The organism is Kribbella sp. NPDC104218 (assembly GCF_055584105.1).
This window is the reverse complement of sequence record NZ_JBVJMQ010000001.1, coordinates 797,309-815,756: the sequence shown is the minus strand read 5'-3', so window position 1 is coordinate 815,756 and position 18,448 is coordinate 797,309. Positions and strand designations below refer to the sequence as shown.

Sequence of the window (18,448 nt, the reverse complement as noted above, 5' to 3'; positions counted from 1 at the left end):
GAAGCGAGGACGTGGCTGGGTGAGTTCAAGTTGTCGGAGGAGGAGATCGAGCTCCTTCCGTCGGACGAAGACGTTGCCTTCTACAACGAGCACGGCTGGTACCTGTCCAAGAAGCTGCTCACCGACGACGAGGTCGACGAGCTGGTGAACGCCAGCGAGCGGTACTACGCCGGCGAACGCGACCGGACGCTCCCGGCACGGCCGCCCAAACTCGCCTACTGGGACCCGTCCAAGGGCGACGTCCAGCGGCACAACGACTACGTGCACCACGAGCACGACGGGCTGGCCAAGATCCTCCGCAAGCCGATCATCGGCGCGGTCGCCGCGCGGCTGGCGCAGGCCGACGAGATCCGGATCTTCCAGTCCACGCTGATCCTCAAGCCGCCGATCTCCGGTGAGCCGTCGAATATCGTGCCCTGGCACTTCGACAAGCACTACTGGTCCTCGTCGTCGTCGGACAAGATGCTCACCGCGTTCATCCCGTTCCACGACTGCCCGCCCGAGATGGGCACGATCACGATGGTCGACGGCAGCCACCGCTGGCGCGAGATCGGCGCCGACGACACCGTCGTCCGGCACTTCGCCGACCGGGACCGCTCGCAGCTCGACCAGATGCTGGCCGAGAACGCGGCGTACAACGGCGCCGAGGTGACCAAGCTGCCGATCACGATCCCGCGCGGCCACATGAACTTCCACCACTGCCGCACCTATCACGGCAGCGGTGCGAACGTCAGCGACCGGCCCCGCCGGGCGGTCTCGCTGCACCTGCAGGACGGGGACAACCGCTACCGCGAGTTCCCGCTGTCCGACGGCACCCTGGCGGCGTACAACCACGACGTCCTGGTCCGGCGGACCCCCGACGGGCGGCCGGACTACGCCGACCCCGACTACTGCCCGACGCTCTGGGCCGATCGCTGAGAGAGGAACATCCACATGTCCCGTTACGACTGGGGTCAGACGCACCCCGGGATCGAGCAGCTCGAGAAGGCCGTCACCGAGGCCCGCGAGAAGGTCGTCCAGCACCCGCTGTACGCCAACCTGGACACGCACGAGGCGCTCGTCACCTTCATGGAGCACCACGTCTTCGCGGTCTGGGACTTCATGTCCCTGCTGAAGTCCCTGCAGCGTGAGCTGACCTGCGTGACCGTGCCCTGGATCCCGACCGAGCACCGCAGCAGCCGTCGGTTGATCAACGACATCGTGATGGTCGAGGAGAGTGACGAGCTGGGCGGCGAGGACGGCAAGCCGGCCTTCATCAGCCACTTCGAGCTGTACGTCGACGGTATGCACGAGGCCGGTGCGGACACCGGCGCCATCGACCGGCTGATCGACCTGCTCCGCGAGGGCCGCCCGGTGGTCGAGTCGCTGGTCGGGGCCGGCGTCCCGCAGGCATCGATCGACTTCGCCGGCACCACCTGGGGGATCATCGAGAACGCGCCGGTGCACTGCCAGGCGGCGGCCTTCGCCTTCGGCCGCGAGGACCTGATCCCGGACATGTTCACCCAGGTCGTCGCGGTGAACGAGCGCTCCAACAAGCTGAACACGTTCGTCGACTACCTGGAGCGGCACATCGAGGTGGACGGCGAGTTCCACACCCCGATGGCGATGCAGATGGTCGCCGACCTGTGCGGTGACGACCAGGCGAAGTGGGAGGCCTGCGCGGACACCATCAACAGCGCGCTGGCCGCCCGGGCCCGGCTCTGGGACGCGATCCTCGCGGCCATCAAGGCCTGATCGCCGATGACCGATCTCTACCGGACTGTCCGGTTGATCCGCCGCTTCGAGGAGCGCGCGATCGAGTTCGTGCGGTCCGGGGAGATCGTCGGGGGGATCCACCCCTACATCGGCCAGGAGGGGATCGCGGCCGGCGTCTGCGCGGCGCTCGGCCCGGATGACGTCCTGACCAGCACGCACCGCGGGCACGGCCACGTGCTGGCCCGCGGTGTGGACCCGGCCCGGCTGCTCGCCGAGCTGATGGGCCGCGAGACCGGCTTGAACAAGGGCCGCGGCGGCTCCATGCACGCGGCCGACTTCGCACTCGGCATCCTCGGTGCGAACGCGATCGTCGGCGCCGCCGGTTCGATCGCGACCGGCGCGGCCTGGGCGGCCCGCAGCCAGGGCCGGGACACCGTCGCCGCGACGTTCTTCGGCGACGGCGCGATGAACGAGGGGATGTTGCTGGAGGCGTTCAACCTGGCCGCGCTCTGGCAGGTGCCGGTGGTGTTCGTCTGTGAGAACAACGGCTACGCGACTACGATGCCGGTCGCGTCGGCGATCGCCGGCAGTATCACCGCCCGGGCGCGCGCGTTCGGGATGCCGGCCTTCACCGTGGACGGGCAGGACCCGGAGAAGGTGCTGGAGGCAACCAGTACGGCGGTCGCGCGGGCCCGGGCCGGGCGCGGACCGACGTTCCTCGAGTGCGTCACCTATCGGTTCGACGCGCACCACACCTTCGAGCACCGGGCCCGGCTCAGCTATCGCTCGACCGAAGAGATCTCGACTGGGCGTTCGCGGTGTCCGGTGGAGATCCAGGGCGCTCGGCTGCCGGCCGCGGATCGCGCGGCCGTCGATGCCGAGGTCGAGTCCCTCCTGGACGCGGGGGGGGGGGGGGGGGGGGGGGGGGGACAACACCACCCCCCCCCCCCCCCCCGCGCTCGCCTACCTGTACGCCGGGGGTGCGTGATGCCGAAACTCTCGTACCTGAAGGCCCTCAACCGCGCGCTCGGCGACGAGCTGGAGCGCGACCGGGCCGTCTTCCTGCTCGGCGAGGACATCCGGGCCGCCGCGTCGAACGTGACCGCCGGCCTGTTCGATCGCTTCGGCCCCGATCGGGTCCTCGACACCCCGCTGTCCGAGCAGGCGTTCACGAACTTCGCGACCGGCGCGGCGCTGGCCGGGATGCGGCCGGTGATCGAGTTCCAGATCCCGTCGCTGCTGTTCCTGGTCTTCGAGCAGATCGCCAACCAGGCGCACAAGTTCTCGCTGATGACCGGTGGCCAGTGCACGGTCCCGGTGACGTACGTCGTCCCGGGCTCCGGCTCGCGGACCGGCTGGGCCGGGCAGCATTCGGACCATCCGTACTCGCTGTTCGCGCACGTCGGGGTGAAGACCGTCGTCCCGTCGACGCCGGCCGACGCCTATGGCCTTCTGGTCACAGCGATCCGGGACGACGACCCGGTGGTGGTCTTCGCGCCGTCCAGCGCACTCGGTGTGCGCGAGGACGTCGACTTCAGCACGTTGGCGCCGATCCCGCTCGGCGAAGGCCGAATCGCCCGCAGCGGGACCGATGTCACCGTCGTTGCCCTCGGTCATTTGGTGCACGACGCGCTGGCCGTCGCCGACGAGCTGGCGGGCCGGGGCATCTCGGCCGAGGTCTTCGATCCCCGGACGGTCTACCCGCTCGATGTGGACGGCGTGGTCGAGTCGGTCGGCCGGACCGGCCGGCTGGTCGTCATCGACGACTCGAACCGGACCAGCGGCTTCGCCGCCGAAGTCCTCGCGGTCGTCGCCGAGCGCTGTGACCTGGCCGCGCCACCACGTCGTGTCACCCGCCCGGACGGCGCCGTCCTGCCGTTCGCCCTGGCCCTCGACCGGGCCGTCCAGCCCGGTCGGGAGCAGCTCGTCGCCGCAATTCACGCCGTCCTGGAGGATCGATGACCGACCTGTGGCACCAGTTGCCCGAGGCAACCCGTACGGCGCTGCTCGCCCGCGGGACGGCGTCCTGGCGGCAGGTGTACCAAGGCGTCGCGACCCACAACAAGGTCTGGCGCCCGCTCCGGCCGCCGATCATGACGACCGCGGCGTACGACGAGTTGACGCGGATCTCGGCCGCGGTGACCCGGCTGATCCTCGCCGCGGTCCGGCGGCGGGCGTCGACCGCGGGTGAGCTGCGGGCCGCGCTCGGGATGCCGATCGGCTACATCGATCTGCTCGACGAGGAGCTGCCGTTGACCGACGACCTGATCGGCGGCGTCCGGGCGGACATCCTGCTCGCGAACGGGACGCCGTTCATGGTCGAGGCGAATATCGACAGCGCCCTCGGCGGCGCGCACGATTCCGACGGGATCGCGCAGCGTTTCCTGGCCGCGTACGCCGACGAGCCCGCGTTGGCCGGGCTGACGAGTACGCCGTCCGCGGTGGACGCCCGCTACGAGGCCGTGCGCTCCGATCTCGGTCTCACCGCCGAAGACCGGGTGGCGATGGTCTTCACGACCGGAGGCAGCTACCCGGGGTCGCAGGACGGGCTCGCGATGATCAAGCTGCTCGAAGGATTCACCGAGCGCGGTCGTCAACTGGGGCTTGACATGCGCGTCTATCCGGTCGAGTGGCTGACTCTGGACGACGCCGGCCGGCTGTGCGTCGACGACGGTCCGATCGACGCCGTCCTGCGGATGTTCGTCCCGCAAGGCACCAAGCCCAGCGCGGGTTTGGACGCCCTGGCCACGGCCGTGCGGACGTCGTCCGTGCGCATCTTCACCCACACCGCCAGCTGGCTGCTGGCGAGTAAGTCGATCTTCGCCTGGCTCTGGGACGACGTTGCCGAGCTGGATGCAGCGGACGCCGAGATCATCCGCAAGCACGTCCCGCGTACGGTCATCCTCACCGCCGACCAACGCACCTGGGCCTTGGGCAACCAGCAGGAACTCGTGCTGAAACCGGCCGGTTCCTACGGCGGTGTCGGTGTCGTCGTCGGTCCGGACGTCAATGCCGATGCCTGGACGACCGCTTTCGATCAGGCCCTCGCCGAAGGCGGCTACATCCTGCAGCAGTACGTTGCCGTCGACAACATCACTATGCAGTTCGTCGACGTGGAGACGGGTGCTAGTACCGAGGCCGACGTCCCGTTCTGCATCGCGCCGTACCTGTTCGGCGGCGTCCCGGCCGGCGCCTATCTGCGCTTCGCGGTCCCGGGCGCGGGCCCGGTGGTCAACGTCGGGCAGGGAGCGCTCACGAGTGGGTTGCTGCTGACAACTGATCGGTGAGGAACGCCGTCAGCCGGTTGAGCGCGGCCTGCAACTGGGTCGCGCTCACCGAGCTGCAGGACAGCCGCAGCGCGTTGACCGGCGTGTTGTAGAAGTGCGACATGGGTGTCCACAGGACGCCGTAGTCCTGGGCCGATCGCGCGAGCAACTCGTCGTCGACCGGGAACGGGACCGTGACGACGACGAAGAAGCCGCCGGTCGGCGTCGTCCAAGTGAGCCCGCCGTGATGCGCCGCGAGGTGATCGGTGATCGTCCGCAGATTGGCGCTGTAGATCGCTCGTTCGCGGTGGTTGGCGGCGGCGAGGCTGAAGTCGTTGGCGAGCAGCTTGCCGCCGATGACCGCCTGGGCGATCGGGGAGGTGTTGACGGTGACCATGCTCTTGAGCTTGGCGAGTTCGTCGGCGAGGACGCCGTCCGCCGTGGTCTGGTCGGCCACCACGTAGCCGACGCGAGCGCCAGGGAGACCGGTCTTGGCGAAGGAGCCGAGGTAGATGACCCGGCGGTCGGCGTCGAGCGCCTTGAGCGTCGGCAGCCGATCGGCGCCGTCCGCGGGGAAAAGTCCGTACGGATTGTCCTCCAGCAGCACAAGATCTTCCTGGACGGCGATCTCGAGCAGTCGGCGCCGGGTGTCCAGGTCCATGCTGAGGCCGGACGGATTGGCGAAGTCGGGCATCACGTAGAACGCGCGCGGCCGGCGTCCGTCGGCCCGGGCGCGCTTGATCGCGCTCAGCAACTCGTCGAGGTCGCCGTCCGGGACCGGGAGTACCGGGAGGTCGACGAGACGGGCGGCGCCGGTGATACCGACGTATGTCGGAGCGGTCGCGAGCAGGACGTCGCTGTCGTCGGCCCGGAACGCGCGCAGGGTCAGGAGCATCGCCTCCTGGCAGCCGGCCGTGACGACGATCGCCTCGGGGTCGACGTGGATGTTCTCGTCGACCGCCAGGTGCCGGGCGATCAGCTCGTGGATGATGCCCTTCGTCCGGCCGTACTGCAGGATCGTGCGCTGGACGGCGGCTTCGTCGAGGCCCTGATCGCGTAGATGGGTCGCGAACACCGCGAGGTACCGCGGGACGTCGTCCAGGTCGAAGAACTCCTCGGTCGGCCGACCGGCGGCGAGTGAGATCGCCTCCGGGTAGCGGTGCGAGATCTCGTTCAGGAAGTTCATCGAGTTCAGCGCGCGGTCGGTCAGCGAGCCGTGCAGCGTGCTGACGTCGAGGTCGGGCATCAAGCGCTCCCGGTGATCAGGTCGGCGACCGCGGCCAGATCCGCGCAGCCGGCCAGCAGCATCGCGTCCCGCAGTTCGCGGCCGAGTGTTGTGAGCGCGTCGTCCGGTACGCCGAGGGCGAGCGCCCACAGCAACGGGCGCCCGACCAGGACGCCGTGGGCGCCTTTGGCGAGCGCCTTGACGATATCGGCGCCGCTGCGGATCCCGCTGTCGAGCAGTACGGTCGATTCGTTGCCAACAGCATCGATAACGGAGCTGAGCGCGTCGATCGAGGCCGGTGCGCCGTCGAACTGCCGGCCGCCGTGGTTCGAGACCACGAGCCCGTCGGCGCCGGCGTCGAGCGCGGTGAGCGCGTCCCGCGGGTCCAGGATGCCCTTGAGAACCAGGGGAAGGTCGGTCCGGCGGCGGATCCACTCCAGGTCGCGCCAGGAGAACGTGGGGTCGAAGGCGCGCGCCGTGTGCGCGGCGATCGCCGATCCGGTTCCGAGGGTCGAATGTGCCTCTGTGTATTTGTCGACAAGATTGGCGGCGACCACCTCGGGCGGCAGCGCGAAGCCGTTACGGACGTCGCGGAGCCGCCGGCCCATGACCGGGACGTCGACCGTCACCATCAATGCCTGGCAACCGGCCTCGGCCGCGCGGTCGATCAGCGCGGCCACCAGGTCGCGATCCCGTAGCCAGTACAACTGGAACCAGCTCGGCGCTGTGGCAGCAATCTTCTCCAGCGGCGTGCTGCTCAACGTGCTGATGATGTAGGGAACCCCGGCCGCTGCGGCCGCCTCCGCGAGCAGCAGCTCACCTTCGGGATGTAAGAGCTTCTGGTACGCCATCGGCGCGACGGCCATCGGCAGGGCGCACGGCGTCCCGAGCAACTTGGTCGCGGTGGTCGGCTGATCGACTGCCGCGAGGACGCGCGGTGTGACGGTGATGGCGTCCAGCGCGGCCCGATTGCGGCGCAAGGTCAGCTCTGCGTCGCTGCCGCCGGCAACGAAGTCGTGGACCGCGGCGGGAAGAACCGCCGCGGCCGCTTGTTCGTAGTCGGCGAGGGTGTCAGGCATGGGCGAAGATTCGGTTCAGCCACGCGGCCGCTTCGGCTGTTGCCTGCTGACCGCCGTCCAGGATGCCGGGCATCGCGAAGAACCCGTGCACCATGCCGTCGTACCGGCTCAGTACGGTCGGTACGCCGGCCGCGTGCAACTTCTCCGCGTAGAACTCGCCTTCGTCACGCAGCGGGTCGTACTCAGCCGTGATCACCAACGCAGGCGGCAATCCTGCGTGCGACTCGGCGAGCAGCGGCGACGCGAGCGGGTCCAGGCCATCCCGTACATCGGTCAGGTAGTGACCCCAGTACCAGCCGACCGACGTCCGGTTGAACAGGTACGGGTCGTCGCCGCTGCGCATGGACTGCGTGTCCGCGCCGTACTTCGTATTCGGGTAGACCAGCAGCTGCCCGGCCAGCGCCGGGCCGTGATCGCGGGCGAGCAATGTCGTCGCGGCCGCGAGGTTGCCGCCCGCGCTGTCACCGGCGACCACGATCCGCGCCGGGTCGACCTGCAGCTTGTCGGCGTTCGCGGCGATCCATTGCGTCGCGTCGTGACAGTCGTGCACCGCGGCCGGGAACGGATGCTCCGGCGCGAGCCGGTAGCCGACCGTGATGACCTGGCACGGCACGGCGTTCGCCAGCCGCCGTGTGATGCCGTCGGCGGTGTCGATACTGCCGAGCGTCCAGCCGCCGCCGAAGAAGTAGATCAGCGTCGGCAGCGGTCCGTTCAGGTCGGGCCGGTAGAGCCGTAACGGCAACCCGGCGTCCGTGCTGAAGTCCTCGACGTGATGGACGGGCTCGGCCTGGCCGCCGGCGGCCTGGATGGATGCCAGATCCGCCGCGCGGGCCTCGGCCAGCGTCTGGGCGTAGAGCTGGGGAACGTTGCGCGCCGCCCGATCGGCGCGCATCGCCTCCACCTGGGGGTCAAGCGGCATCGGCTACCGCACCAGCTTCAGCGGTACGGACGCCGCCATCGCCTGGTAGCCGGCATCGTTCGGGTGGATGTGGTCACCTGAGTCGTAGAGCGCGTTCAGCTTGCTCGGCGCGGCCGGGTCGCGCAGCACCTTGTCGAAGTCCAGGACGCCGTCGAACTCACGGCTCGACCGCAGGTAGCTGTTCACCGCCTGCCGGGTCGCCTCCTTGGCCGGCGTCCAGCTGTCGGTGCCGCCGATCCCCTCGAACGGCGTGATCGTGCTGACCAGGCTGCGCAGCCCGCGCTGCTTGGCCTGGACGTTGATCTGCCGCAGGGAGTCGATGATCTCGGTCGCGGAGTCGTCCGACATCCAGATGTCGTTGATGCCCAGCTCGGTGATGACCGTGCGGACGCCGGTCTGCGCGAAGACGTCCTCGTTCAGGCGGGCCAGCGAGTTCGGGCCGATCTCGCCGAACCCGGGCATCGCGCCGTTGTCCGACGGCTCGGTGCCTTCGTGATTGAGCCGGCTGCCGGCCAGACCGGCGTTCAGCACACTCGGGAACGGCTTGCGGCCGGCGTCGGCGGCGAGGCGCTCGGCGAGCTGGTCCGGCCAGCGGTTGTTGGCGTTGAAGGTGCTCGCGGTGCCGTCGGTGATCGAGTCGCCGAGGACGACGATCGAGCCCGCGGACTTGTCGGTCTGCACGTCGACGCCGGACAGGAAGAACCAGCAGCAGCGCCGGGTCAGCGTGTACGCCGCGCCGCCGGGCTGGGTGACCAGGTTCGCCGGGCCGACGAAGTTCTCCTGCAGCGACGAGCCGTGGAACGTCGTCGGGCCGGTGTTCTCCGGGAAGTAGAGGCTCACGACGAGGTCGTCGAGGGTGCCCAGCTTCAGGTTGATCGGGTCGCTGAGCAGCTCGCTGCCCTTGATCATCGAGGCGCTGCCGTTACCGTTGAACGTCAGCGTGCGCAGGGTTCTCGGGTCGATGTCGGACTGCTCGGGCGTCGCCTTGTTGGGTTTGGCAACGGTCGCCGCGCCGACCTTGACCGTCTTCTCGCCGTAGATGTTCGACAGCCGGATCCGGATCTTGTTCCCGCCGACGGTCGGGCGGACGATCAGCCGGACGCTCTGGTCGGTGAGGCCGAGGTTGGTCGACCCGGTGGCGTTGCCGTGGGTCACCGCGGTCGCCCAGCTGCCCACCCACGCGTCGTCGCGGTGCCCTCCTCCTCCGTAGCTCGCACCGGCGACGGTGGAGCCGGTCAGGGTGAGTGCGGCGGTCAGCGCGACCGCGCGCCAGTGCTTCGGAACGTGCATGGACGGACCTCCCGGCGGAATGGAATCGGACGGAACGTAATACGCGCCGAAGAATCCGGTCAATGCGTCGGCAAACGCGCGTTCCGAATTGATTCCGCGGTGGGTTAGCCGGTCGTTCGGCAGCCCGGTTCGCAGGGGTATACCTTCGCGCGGGGACGGCGGTGATCGGGTGGCTCCGGAGAGCGACGAAACCGTGCCCAGTAGGCGGAATCGGCCCCTGGTCAGCCGGTTCGGAGTCCAGTAGAGTCGCCGCACGGCTGGGGGTGGCCGCTGCCGAGGGGAAAGTTTCCGAAATGCCGCCTGAATGTACCGGTGACATTTATGTGCACCGCGTCCTGTCGTTGTTCGCGCAATTCTCCGAGCGGCTCGCGCTGGTCCGCGGCGAGCGCCGGGCGACCTATGCCGAGCTGGCCGCCGACGTCCTCCGGATCGCGGCCGCGCTGCGCGACAACGGCGTCCGGCCCGGCGCTCGGGTGCTGGTGATGGCCGCGAACTGCTTCGACGGCCCGGCGCTGCAGCTCGCGCTGCACCTGCATGGGTGCCGGGTGCTGTGGTGTGCGCCGGTGACCTCCCGGCGCGAGATCGACCGGTTCGCCGTCCTCGCGGATGCCGAGGCCTTCGTGTACGACGAATCCGCGGAGCTCGGCGCGGAGCTGGCGGCGTCCTTGGCGCCGATGCCGGTGTTCACCGTCGCGGAGCTGGTGGCGGGCGAGCGAGCGGCGTACGTGATCGACCCGTCGGCGCCGGAGCCGGATTCGGTGTTGCAGACCAGTGGGACGACGGGCGATCCGAAGCTGGTACATCACACGCAGTCGTTCTACCGGCAGATCCTCGAGCTGGCCGATGCCTTTGTGCGGAACGGGTTTCCGCTGCTGCGGCACTACTCCGGCGCACCGCTGTGGCTGGCCAGCGGGCAGATCACCAGCTACTTCAATCTGTTCACCGGCGGGGTGCTGTTCCTGACCGATACCTGGTCGCCGGAGGAGTTCTACCGGACGGTGTCGGCCGAGCGGATCACCTCGACGTTCGTGACGCCGCCGATGCTGTACGAAGTCCTCGATCATCCTGGTGGCGCGGAGTTCGACTGCAGCAGTCTGTTCATGCTCAACATCGGCGCGGGGCCGGCGACGCCGACGCGGCTGCGGCAGGGGATCGCGCGATTCGGGTCGGCATTGCGGATCGTCTACGGACTGAGCGAGGCCGTGGTGGTCACCGCGCAGCCCGGCCTGACCGAGGATCCGGCCCATCCCGAGCGGCTCGCGTCGGCGGGCAGGCCGTACGGCGACGTCGAGCTGCAGATCCGCGACGACGACGGCAACGTCCTCGGGCCCGGTCAGGACGGCGAGGTGTGGGTGCGGAGCAAGCTGACTTTCGCCGGGTACCTCGGGCAGCCCGAACTGACCGCGGAGACCTTGGTGGACGGCTGGTTGCGGACCCGTGACCTCGGTCATGTCGATGCCGACGGCTACTTGTTCCTCGTCGATCGGGTGCACGACATGATCGTCACCGCCCGGCGGAGCTGGGCGATCTTCTGCCGCCCGATCGAGGACGCCCTGGCCAGTCACCCGGCGGTCCGGACGGCGGCGGTGATCGGCGTCCCGCACCCGGTGCTGGGGGAGGCCGTGCATGCCTTCGTGGTGGCGCGATCGGCGGTCACCGTGGCCGAGCTGCAGGACCATGTGACCGGCATCCTCAGCCGGATCTGGCAGCCGACGACGATCGATTTCGTCGCCGAGCTGCCGCTGACCCGGATCGCCAAGGTGGACAAGGTTGCCCTGCGCAAGCTTTATGCGGAGCTGCGATCGTGACCGCGATGCGCGGGCTGGTCGTCCTGTTCATCGCGGATGTGCTGTCGGCGGTCGGCAGCCGGATCACGATGATCGCGATCCCCTGGCTGGTGCTGGTCAGCACCGGGAGCGCGTCGCGGATGGGGCTGGTCGCGGCGGTCGAGCTGGTGCCGTACATCGTCGTGAGCATCATGGCCGGGCCGCTGATCGATCGGTTGACCCCGCGGCGGACGGCGATTCTCGCGAACCTGAGCAGCGCCGTCGCCGTGGCCGCGGTCGCTGGGCTCGCGGAGACCGGGTTCGCCGTCCTGCTGGTGCTCGTCGCGGTGGCCGGTGGTCTGCGCGGCGCTGCCGATCGGGCCAAAGAGCTGCTGGTGCGGCCGATGGCGGAGGCGGCCGGGGTGCAGCTGATCCGGGTGACGTCGTTGCACGAATCGTTCTCGCGGGGCGCGACGTTGCTCGGGGCACCGCTGGGCGGCCTGTTGATCTACTGGACGGACGCGGCCGCGGTGCTCTGGATCGATGCCGTGACGTTCGTGGTCTGCGGATTGCTGGTTGCCGGGTTCGTCCGTCCGCCGGAGGCCGCGTCCGCGCCGCGGACCGACAAGTACTTCAAGGCGCTGGCGATCGGCTTCTCCTACGTACGGCGGGATGCCTTGCTGGCAACGATGTTGCTCACCACGTTCCTGGTGAACATATTCGCGAGCGCGAGTACGGCGGTGTTCATCCCGGTCTGGGTCAAGGACGAGCTGGGATCGCCGGCCGGGCTCGGGCTGACGCTGGGCGCGTTCGCCGGCGGGGCGTTGCTCGGCAGTATCGCGTTCGCGGTCTGGGCGACGAAGCTGCCGCGGTACCTGACCTTCGCGCTGGGCGCCTTCATCGGCGGCAGCCCACGGCTGCTGGTGCTCGGGCTCAGCGACAATCTGGTGCTGGTGGCCGCGGTGACGTTCCTGTCCGGGATCGGGATCGCGGCGATCAACCCGGTCTTCGGCGCGGTGCTCTACGAGCATGTGCCGAAGGAGCTGCAGGCCCGCGTGATCGGGCTGGTGGCCGCGACGTCCTTCGCCGGGTTGCCGTTGGGCGCGCTGTTGGCTGGGGAGCTGGTGAGCGGGTTCGGCCTGATCCCCGCGGTGCTCGGCTCGGGGCTGGTCTGTCTGGTGGTGAGCGCGTATCCGTTGGTCCGGCGCGGGCCGGGCCGGGTGCTGGAGGCCGTATGAACGAGGCGACCGATCCGTACTGCCTGGCGTACGGCGAGAGTGAGGAGCTGCTCGCCGGGCATCCGTGGCGGCGCTTCGTCGTCCTCGGGGACAGCGTGGCCGAAGGGCTGTGCGAGCCGGTCCCGGGGTACAGCGATCTGCAGTGGGCGGCCCGGATCGCCCATGAGCTCGGGCCGATCGCCTACCTGAACCTCGGCGTCAGCGGGCTGCGGACACGGGAGATCCTCGCCACCCAGCTGGAGCCGGCCGTTGCCTTCGGCCCTGATCTCGCGCTGGTCGTCGGCGGCGGCAACGACGCGTTCCCCGCGACGTACGACGCCGATCGGGTCGATCGGGAGCTGACCACGATGATCACCGCGCTGCAGGACGCCGGTGCGCTCGTCATGACGCTGGGGATGTTCGACGTGTCGTACAGCCCGGCCGTCGTCGAGTGGTTACGCCCGGGGTTGCGGGCGCGGATGCGCACGCTGTCGGAGCGGACGGCGGCGCTGGCCGCCAAACTCGGGACGGTCCATGTGAACCTCACCGACCATCCGCTGTCGACCGATCCCGGGCTCTACAGCTCCGACGGCCGGCACGGCAACGCCCGCAGCGACGCCGTCGCCACCGCGGAAACCCTGCGCGTGCTGGGGCGCTGGCTCAGAGCTTCCGCAGCCTGACCCAGCGGACGGCGTGGTCCTGGCCCTTGCGCAGGACGAGCGTGGCGCGCGAGCGGGTGGGGAGGATGTTCTCGCGCAGGTTCGGACCGTTGATCCCGTCCCAGAGCGATTCGGCCTTCTTCACGGCCTCCTCGCGGCTGAGCTCGCCGTACCGGACGAAGTACGACTCGGGGTTGCGGAACGCCGTCTCCCAGAGTTTGAGGAAGCGGTGCACGTACCAGGAGCGGATGTCGGCGGCGGCCGCGTCGACGTACACGGAGAAGTCGAAGAAGTCGCTGACCGCCAGGCCGCTCTTGCCGTCGGCGTGCCGTGGGGCGGGCTGGAGGACGTTGAGGCCCTCGAGGAGCAGGATGTCGGGCTGCTCGACCGTGGTGCGGACATCCGGCATCCGGTCGTAGTGCAGGTGTGAGTAGACCGGCGCCTCGACGGCGTCCATCCCGGACTTCACCTCGACGACGAAGCGGAGCAGCGACTTGCGGTCGTAGGACTCCGGGAAGCCCTTGCGGAGCATCAGGCCGCGGCGTTCGAGCTCGGCGTTCGGCCAGAGGAAACCGTCGGTGGTGACGAGGGCGACCCGCGGGTGCTCGGGCCAGCGGGCCAGCAGCTCGCGCAGCAACCGGGCGGTGGTCGACTTGCCGACGGCAACCGAGCCGCCGATGCCGATCACGAACGGCGTCCGGGTGGCGGCGGGTTTGCCGAGGAAGCTCTCGGTGTCCTCGTGCAGGGCGCGGGCGTGCCGGACGTAGAGCGACAGGATCCGGGACAGCGGGAGGTAGACCTCGCGGACCTCGTCCAGGTCGATCTCGTCGCCGAGGCCGCGCAGGCGCTCGATCTCCTCGGCCGTCAGCGGCGAGACGGTGGACTCCGCGAGCTTCGCCCAAGCGGCCCGGTCCAGCTCGGTGTAGGGAGTCACCTCCCGCGGCGGCTGCAGCATGGCCCCCATTCTTCCCACCGGCGGGGACCGCACCACACCGCGAGGGCGTGGGCTTCGTCTCAACCAGGCATCGGCGGGTCCGAAACTTTCGGTCGATCGGCCGATACAGTAGGGCCGTGGCGCAGCGGGTGACGATCGCGGAGATCGCGGAACAGGCCGGGGTGTCGGTGCCGACGGTCTCCAAGGTGCTGAACGGGCGGGCCGATGTCGCCGAGGAGACCCGGGCCCGGGTCGAGCGGCTGATCCGCGAGTACGGCTACCGGCGGCGGGTGAGCGGGACGCCGGCGTCCCCGATGATCGATCTGGTCTTCAGCCAGCTCGGCGGCGAGTGGGCGATCGAGCTGATCCGCGGCGTCGAGGAGGTCGCGCGGGCCGAGGGCGTCGAGGTGGTGCTGTCGGAGTGCGGCGGCGCGTGGCGGCCGCGGCAGGAGTGGATCGAGTCCGTGCTGAACCGGCGTCCGCTCGGCGCGATCCTGGTCTTCTCCGACCTGGACGCCGACCAGCGCGCGCAGCTCGAGGCGCGGCGGATCCCGTTCGTCGTCGTCGACCCGGTCGGGGACGTCGCTCCCGACGTACCGGCCATCGGCTCCGCGAACTGGAACGGCGGCCGGCTCGCGACCCAGCACCTGACCGCCCTCGGCCACACCCGGATCGCCGTCATCGGCGGCCCGGACGACGTCCTCTGCTCCCGCCAGCGCGTCGACGGCTACACCGACGCCCTCCGCTCCAGCGGCCTGGACGTCGACCCCACCCTCATCCGCACCGGCGACTTCAGCGTCACCGGCGGCCACCGCGAAGCCCTCGCCCTCCTCCGCCTCCCCAACCCGCCCACCGCCATCTTCGCCGCCTCCGACATGACCGCCCTCGGCGTCTACCAAGCCGCCCGCGACCTGTCCCTCGAAATCCCCCGCCACCTCTCCGTAGTCGGCTACGACGACCTCCCCGTCGCCCAATGGGTAGGCCCCACCCTCACCACCGTCCACCAACCCCTCCGCCAAATGGCCGACCTGGCCACCCGCCTCGTCCTCGACCTCTCCCGCGGCCGCACCCCCACCGCCCTCCGCCTCGACCTCGCCGTAGAAATGCGCCTCCGCCAATCCACCGCCAAGTACGAGGGCTAAACCCCCTCGCGTCCGCCGAGCGGCGCCACCCCTCCGCCTGGCTCAAGTAGCCACGGCGCCGAGATGTGGTTCCCGCGGGCCGGCGAACCCGGCGGCGCGTGTTCCGCGGTGCTTGCCCGGCAGCCGCTTGCCCGGCAGCCGCTTGTGCGGCCGGCGGCCCGCTCGCCGCGCGCCCTTCGCGTCCGCCGAGCGGCGCCACGGCTCCGCCTGGCTCGAGTAGCCGGGGCGCCGAGATGGAGGGCGTCTGGGCCGAGGAGCTGCTGGTGGCGGTTGGCCGGTGGTCGGCGAATGCCAGCTACCGGCTGTGAGGTCGCCGGTAGCTGGCGGCTGCTGGCCGTTGGCCGGGTGCTGGTCGGCTGGTGGGTTGCTGCTCGGCGCCGTGGGTGCTTGCGCCAGGCTGAGCTGTGGCGCCGCCTGGGTGACTTGGGCCGGGTGGGGTGCCGGGGAACGGGTGCGGCGGGGCTAAAGTGACGAACATGATCGTCGGCGTGGGGATTGATGTGGTCGACGTGGAGCGGTTCATGAAGACGCTGGAGCGGACGCCGGGGTTGCGGGATCGGGTGTTCACGGCGGTGGAGGCGGTGCGGAAGCCGGCTTCGCTGGCGGCTCGGTTTGCGGCGAAGGAGGCGTTGGCGAAGGCGTTGGGGGCGCCGGCGGGGATGCATTGGCATGATGCTGAGGTGCAGACGGACGAGACCGGGCGGCCCTGGCTGGAGATTCGGGGGACGGTGGCCGCGCAGGCGGCTCGGCTCGGGGTACAGAGTCTGCATCTGTCGTTGAGTCATGATGCGGGGATTGCCTCCGCCGTGGTGATTCTGGAGGGCTGAGATGCGGCGCGCGCACACCGTGGAGCAGGTTCGGACGGCGGAGGCGGCGCTGATGGCCCGGCTGCCGGAGGGCATGCTGATGGAGCGTGCGGCGACCGGGCTGGCAGTTGCGCTGAGCAACTTCCTGGGGCGGACGTACGGCGCCCGGGTCGTGTTGCTGATCGGCTCGGGTGACAACGGCGGCGACGCCTTGTACGCCGGTGCGCGGCTGGCTCGGCGTGGTGCGCAGGTGATCGCCGTCCTGCTCTCCGACAAAGCCCACCAGGGTGGATTGACCGCACTGCGAGCTGCGGGCGGTCGGATCGGCTCAACCGACGACATCCCCGCTGCGGACGTCGTGGTCGACGGAATCGTCGGCATCGGCGGTCGGCCCGGTCTGCGACCGGACGCGTTGGACGCCGTCACACTGGCCGCCGAGTACGGCGTACCGATCGTTGCCGTCGACATCCCCTCCGGGGTCGATGTGGACAGCGGCGAGACGCCAGAGCCACATGTGCACGCGGCACTCACTGTCACCTTCGGAACGCACAAGATCTGCCACCTGGTCGATCCGGCCGCCACAGCGTGCGGTCCGGTCCATCTGGTCGATATCGGCCTCGACCTCCCCGAAGCGCCCGTCCAGTCGCTGCAGGCCGCCGACGTCCGCGCCCTCTACCCGCTTCCGGATGCCCACTCGGACAAGTACTCCCGCGGCGTTCTCGGCCTGATCGCCGGCTCGACGCAGTACCCCGGCGCCGCCGTCATCGCCACCACCGGCGCGCTGGCCGGCCCGCTGGGCATGCTCCGGTACGTCGGCCCGGACGCCGTCGCCCAGGCCGTCCTGGCCAAACACCCGGAGGTGGTCGTCGGTGAGGGCCGCGTGCAGGCATGGGCCGTCGGCTCGGGCCTCAGCGCCGAAACGCTCGACCGCGAGCTGTTCGACCGCATCACCCAGCAGCAGGAGCTTCCGGTCGTAGTGGACGCCGGTGGCATCGCAGCACTCGACCACGACCGCGCCGGCTACGTGGTGATCACTCCGCACGCAGGTGAGCTCAGCCAGCTGATCGGCGTCCCGCGGGACGAGATCGAGGCACGGCGGCTGCACTACGCCCGTCTGGTCGCGGAAGACCGTCAGCTCGTCGTACTGCTGAAAGGTGCGACGACTGTGGTCGCCGCACCGGACGGCAGCGCGTATGTGAACCCCATCGCCACGCCGTGGCTGGCAACCGCCGGGTCCGGTGATGTCCTCGCGGGTCTGCTCGGATCGCTGCTGGCCGGCGGCGTCCCCGAGTTCGAGGCCGCAGCGGTCGCGGCCTACCTACACGCCGCCGCAGGCCAGCTGGCCGCGACGGACGGACCAGTGACCGCGATGAAGGTCGCCGCGGCCCTGCCCGAGGTGACTCGCCAGCTCCTCAGCGAGTAGCGGTGAAGGTGACTCCGCCCTTGCCGCCCGCAGTCGTCAGGCTGAGGCGGTTCGACTCGATCTCGTAGCTGACCTCACCCTTCAGCGCCTTCAGCAGGGCGGCCTCCGTCTTACCGGCGTCGCCCGCACAGGCGATCCGGGTCGTGGAGAGCTCACCGAAGGTGAGGGTGCTGTCGGTGCGGGCGGCCTTGCCCTGCAGTTCGTTGCAGCCGGTCGAGCCGGTGACGCGGTCGCCGTTCAGCGTGATCCAGGCCTTGTCGGCGCCGACTTGATGGGATGCGATGTCGCCCTCGATGATCGAGTCGAGCGTCCACTTGGTGCCCTCGAGGGCCAGGTCCGGCTCGGCGACCTCACGGTCGGTGAGGGAGATCGTCGTACTCGCGGTGCTGACGGTGAGCGTGTTGGCGTTCAGCGACCATTTCGGCTTGTCGGACAGGATGCGGGTCAGCCAGCCGTCCTGGTCCTGGCGGCCGGGGCAGCCCATGTCCGTCGAGGCCATCCCGCCGTCCTCGAGCGTGATCCGCCCGTCATCGGTCGACACCCGGCCCTGCATCGAGTTGCACCCGGCGTCCGCGATCAGGCGGCCGTCGTCGGTGAACTGCAGGCGCACCTTGGTGTTCTGCGCGAGCTGCTTGGGTTTGCCGTCCTCGGTGATGGCCGTGGACAGGTAGGTCTTGCCGGTCAGCGACCCGCCGCCCCCGGCGGGCGCGTCGTTCCCGCAGGCGGTCAGGGCGAGCAGCAGTCCGGCTCCGGCGAGGGCGATCATCCGCATCTTCACACCTTAGGGACGCGACGGGTGACGCGTTCGTTGCAGTGGGTCGATACCGTGAAGGCAGCGTAAAGACGCGGAAAGGGCCGCCCCGGGGGTGGCGGAACAGATCACGGTTCGATAACGTCAGCGCCCGTACACGGTCGCGAACGTGCACACCACGGCCGGCGCCTGCCGGTCCCACTGGGGATCCAACCGAATCAAGGTGACGCGGCCGGTCGCGGTAGCACTGGGGCAACACAGCGGGCGGCTCGTCGA

The 18,448-nt window shown here is 69.9% G+C and carries 16 protein-coding genes; 10 read left to right on the top strand and 6 right to left on the bottom strand.

Annotated features, from left to right (window positions below; translation table 11 throughout):
* The first annotated feature begins 30 nt into the window (after positions 1–30).
* The 4 genes from ACZ6ZD_RS03780 to ACZ6ZD_RS03765 are packed head-to-tail and all read left to right on the top strand — an operon-like array spanning position 31 to position 4,982.
* Positions 31–918, top strand: coding sequence for a phytanoyl-CoA dioxygenase family protein (locus ACZ6ZD_RS03780; RefSeq protein ID WP_465668060.1), 888 nt, complete (start codon positions 31–33; stop codon positions 916–918).
* Positions 919–933: 15 nt separating this feature from the next.
* A complete protein-coding gene (locus tag ACZ6ZD_RS03775) occupies positions 934–1,734 on the top strand; it encodes a DUF3050 domain-containing protein (RefSeq protein ID WP_465668058.1) in 801 nt (266 codons plus the stop codon).
* 6 nt (positions 1,735–1,740) lie between these two features.
* Positions 1,741–3,657 carry an alpha-ketoacid dehydrogenase subunit alpha/beta gene (locus ACZ6ZD_RS03770; protein WP_465668056.1) on the top strand — a complete coding sequence of 639 codons (1,917 nt, stop codon included), beginning with the start codon at positions 1,741–1,743 and terminating at the stop codon, positions 3,655–3,657.
* Positions 3,654–4,982: a hypothetical protein gene (locus ACZ6ZD_RS03765; protein WP_465668054.1), complete on the top strand. Its 1,329-nt coding sequence runs from the start codon at positions 3,654–3,656 to the stop codon at positions 4,980–4,982. Before ACZ6ZD_RS03770 ends, ACZ6ZD_RS03765 begins: the two co-directional genes overlap by 4 nt.
* Here ACZ6ZD_RS03765 and ACZ6ZD_RS03760 read toward each other — a convergent pair.
* From ACZ6ZD_RS03760 to ACZ6ZD_RS03745, 4 genes are read right to left on the bottom strand one after another with little or no spacing between them, the layout of a single operon-like run.
* Positions 4,948–6,207, bottom strand: a complete 1,260-nt coding sequence (locus ACZ6ZD_RS03760) for an aminotransferase-like domain-containing protein (RefSeq protein WP_465668052.1) — start codon at positions 6,205–6,207, stop codon at positions 4,948–4,950. The two genes, ACZ6ZD_RS03765 and ACZ6ZD_RS03760, sit on opposite strands and share 35 nt — an antisense overlap.
* Positions 6,207–7,265 carry an alpha-hydroxy acid oxidase gene (locus ACZ6ZD_RS03755; protein ID WP_465668050.1) on the bottom strand — a complete coding sequence of 353 codons (1,059 nt, stop codon included), beginning with the start codon at positions 7,263–7,265 and terminating at the stop codon, positions 6,207–6,209. Before ACZ6ZD_RS03755 ends, ACZ6ZD_RS03760 begins: the two co-directional genes overlap by 1 nt.
* The gene (locus ACZ6ZD_RS03750) at positions 7,258–8,184 is read right to left on the bottom strand and encodes an alpha/beta hydrolase (RefSeq protein ID WP_465668048.1); all 927 of its coding nucleotides are present in this window, start codon (positions 8,182–8,184) and stop codon (positions 7,258–7,260) included. Before ACZ6ZD_RS03750 ends, ACZ6ZD_RS03755 begins: the two co-directional genes overlap by 8 nt.
* A gap of 3 nt (positions 8,185–8,187) precedes the next feature.
* Positions 8,188–9,474 (bottom strand): SGNH/GDSL hydrolase family protein, encoded by a 1,287-nt coding sequence (locus ACZ6ZD_RS03745; protein WP_465668046.1) that lies wholly within the window; start codon positions 9,472–9,474, stop codon positions 8,188–8,190.
* Positions 9,475–9,767: 293 nt separating this feature from the next.
* Here ACZ6ZD_RS03745 and ACZ6ZD_RS03740 point away from each other — a divergent pair, with 293 nt between their 5' ends.
* The 3 genes from ACZ6ZD_RS03740 to ACZ6ZD_RS03730 are packed head-to-tail and all read left to right on the top strand — an operon-like array spanning position 9,768 to position 13,137.
* A complete protein-coding gene (locus tag ACZ6ZD_RS03740) occupies positions 9,768–11,282 on the top strand; it encodes a class I adenylate-forming enzyme family protein (RefSeq protein WP_465668044.1) in 1,515 nt (504 codons plus the stop codon).
* A 5-nt stretch (positions 11,283–11,287) separates the two neighbouring features.
* Positions 11,288–12,478, top strand: a complete 1,191-nt coding sequence (locus ACZ6ZD_RS03735; protein ID WP_465672608.1) for an MFS transporter — start codon at positions 11,288–11,290, stop codon at positions 12,476–12,478.
* The gene (locus tag ACZ6ZD_RS03730) at positions 12,475–13,137 is read left to right on the top strand and encodes an SGNH/GDSL hydrolase family protein (protein WP_465668042.1); all 663 of its coding nucleotides are present in this window, start codon (positions 12,475–12,477) and stop codon (positions 13,135–13,137) included. The genes ACZ6ZD_RS03735 and ACZ6ZD_RS03730 overlap by 4 nt, the downstream gene beginning before the upstream one ends.
* Here the strand turns inward: ACZ6ZD_RS03730 and coaA are convergent.
* Positions 13,118–14,071: a type I pantothenate kinase gene (gene coaA, locus ACZ6ZD_RS03725; RefSeq protein WP_465668040.1), complete on the bottom strand. Its 954-nt coding sequence runs from the start codon at positions 14,069–14,071 to the stop codon at positions 13,118–13,120. The two genes, ACZ6ZD_RS03730 and coaA, sit on opposite strands and share 20 nt — an antisense overlap.
* A 116-nt stretch (positions 14,072–14,187) precedes the next feature.
* Here coaA and ACZ6ZD_RS03720 point away from each other — a divergent pair, with 116 nt between their 5' ends.
* The 3 genes from ACZ6ZD_RS03720 (at position 14,188) to ACZ6ZD_RS03710 (ending at position 17,421) form a co-directional block, all read left to right on the top strand.
* Entirely contained in the window at positions 14,188–15,192 is a 1,005-nt protein-coding gene (locus ACZ6ZD_RS03720) for a LacI family DNA-binding transcriptional regulator (protein WP_465668038.1), read from the top strand.
* Positions 15,193–15,668: 476 nt separating this feature from the next.
* Positions 15,669–16,019, top strand: coding sequence for a holo-ACP synthase (locus ACZ6ZD_RS03715; RefSeq protein WP_465668036.1), 351 nt, complete (start codon positions 15,669–15,671; stop codon positions 16,017–16,019).
* Between the two features lies 1 nt (position 16,020).
* Positions 16,021–17,421, top strand: a complete 1,401-nt coding sequence (locus ACZ6ZD_RS03710; RefSeq protein ID WP_465668034.1) for an NAD(P)H-hydrate dehydratase — start codon at positions 16,021–16,023, stop codon at positions 17,419–17,421.
* On the opposite strand, the gene ACZ6ZD_RS03705 is transcribed toward ACZ6ZD_RS03710, so the two are convergent.
* Complete coding sequence (locus ACZ6ZD_RS03705; RefSeq protein WP_465668032.1) at positions 17,411–18,193, bottom strand: META domain-containing protein; 783 nt, start codon at positions 18,191–18,193, stop codon at positions 17,411–17,413. The genes ACZ6ZD_RS03710 and ACZ6ZD_RS03705 overlap by 11 nt on opposite strands.
* Between the last annotated feature and the right edge of the window lie 255 nt (positions 18,194–18,448).

Bases quoted from the DNA above. Each gene is read 5' to 3' on its own strand.
- ACZ6ZD_RS03775 (WP_465668058.1), top strand. From the start codon at position 934: ATGTCCCGTTACGACTGGGGTCAGACGCACCCCGGGATCGAGCAGCTC.
- ACZ6ZD_RS03770 (WP_465668056.1), top strand. From the start codon at position 1,741: ATGACCGATCTCTACCGGACTGTCCGGTTGATCCGCCGCTTCGAGGAG.
- ACZ6ZD_RS03765 (WP_465668054.1), top strand. From the start codon at position 3,654: ATGACCGACCTGTGGCACCAGTTGCCCGAGGCAACCCGTACGGCGCTG.
- ACZ6ZD_RS03760 (WP_465668052.1), bottom strand. From the start codon at position 6,207: ATGCCCGACCTCGACGTCAGCACGCTGCACGGCTCGCTGACCGACCGC.
- ACZ6ZD_RS03755 (WP_465668050.1), bottom strand. From the start codon at position 7,265: ATGCCTGACACCCTCGCCGACTACGAACAAGCGGCCGCGGCGGTTCTT.
- ACZ6ZD_RS03750 (WP_465668048.1), bottom strand. From the start codon at position 8,184: ATGCCGCTTGACCCCCAGGTGGAGGCGATGCGCGCCGATCGGGCGGCG.
- ACZ6ZD_RS03745 (WP_465668046.1), bottom strand. From the start codon at position 9,474: ATGCACGTTCCGAAGCACTGGCGCGCGGTCGCGCTGACCGCCGCACTC.
- ACZ6ZD_RS03740 (WP_465668044.1), top strand. From the start codon at position 9,768: ATGCCGCCTGAATGTACCGGTGACATTTATGTGCACCGCGTCCTGTCG.
- ACZ6ZD_RS03735 (WP_465672608.1), top strand. From the start codon at position 11,288: ATGCGCGGGCTGGTCGTCCTGTTCATCGCGGATGTGCTGTCGGCGGTC.
- ACZ6ZD_RS03730 (WP_465668042.1), top strand. From the start codon at position 12,475: ATGAACGAGGCGACCGATCCGTACTGCCTGGCGTACGGCGAGAGTGAG.
- coaA (WP_465668040.1), bottom strand. From the start codon at position 14,071: ATGCTGCAGCCGCCGCGGGAGGTGACTCCCTACACCGAGCTGGACCGG.
- ACZ6ZD_RS03715 (WP_465668036.1), top strand. From the start codon at position 15,669: ATGATCGTCGGCGTGGGGATTGATGTGGTCGACGTGGAGCGGTTCATG.
- ACZ6ZD_RS03710 (WP_465668034.1), top strand. From the start codon at position 16,021: ATGCGGCGCGCGCACACCGTGGAGCAGGTTCGGACGGCGGAGGCGGCG.
- ACZ6ZD_RS03705 (WP_465668032.1), bottom strand. From the start codon at position 18,193: ATGCGGATGATCGCCCTCGCCGGAGCCGGACTGCTGCTCGCCCTGACC.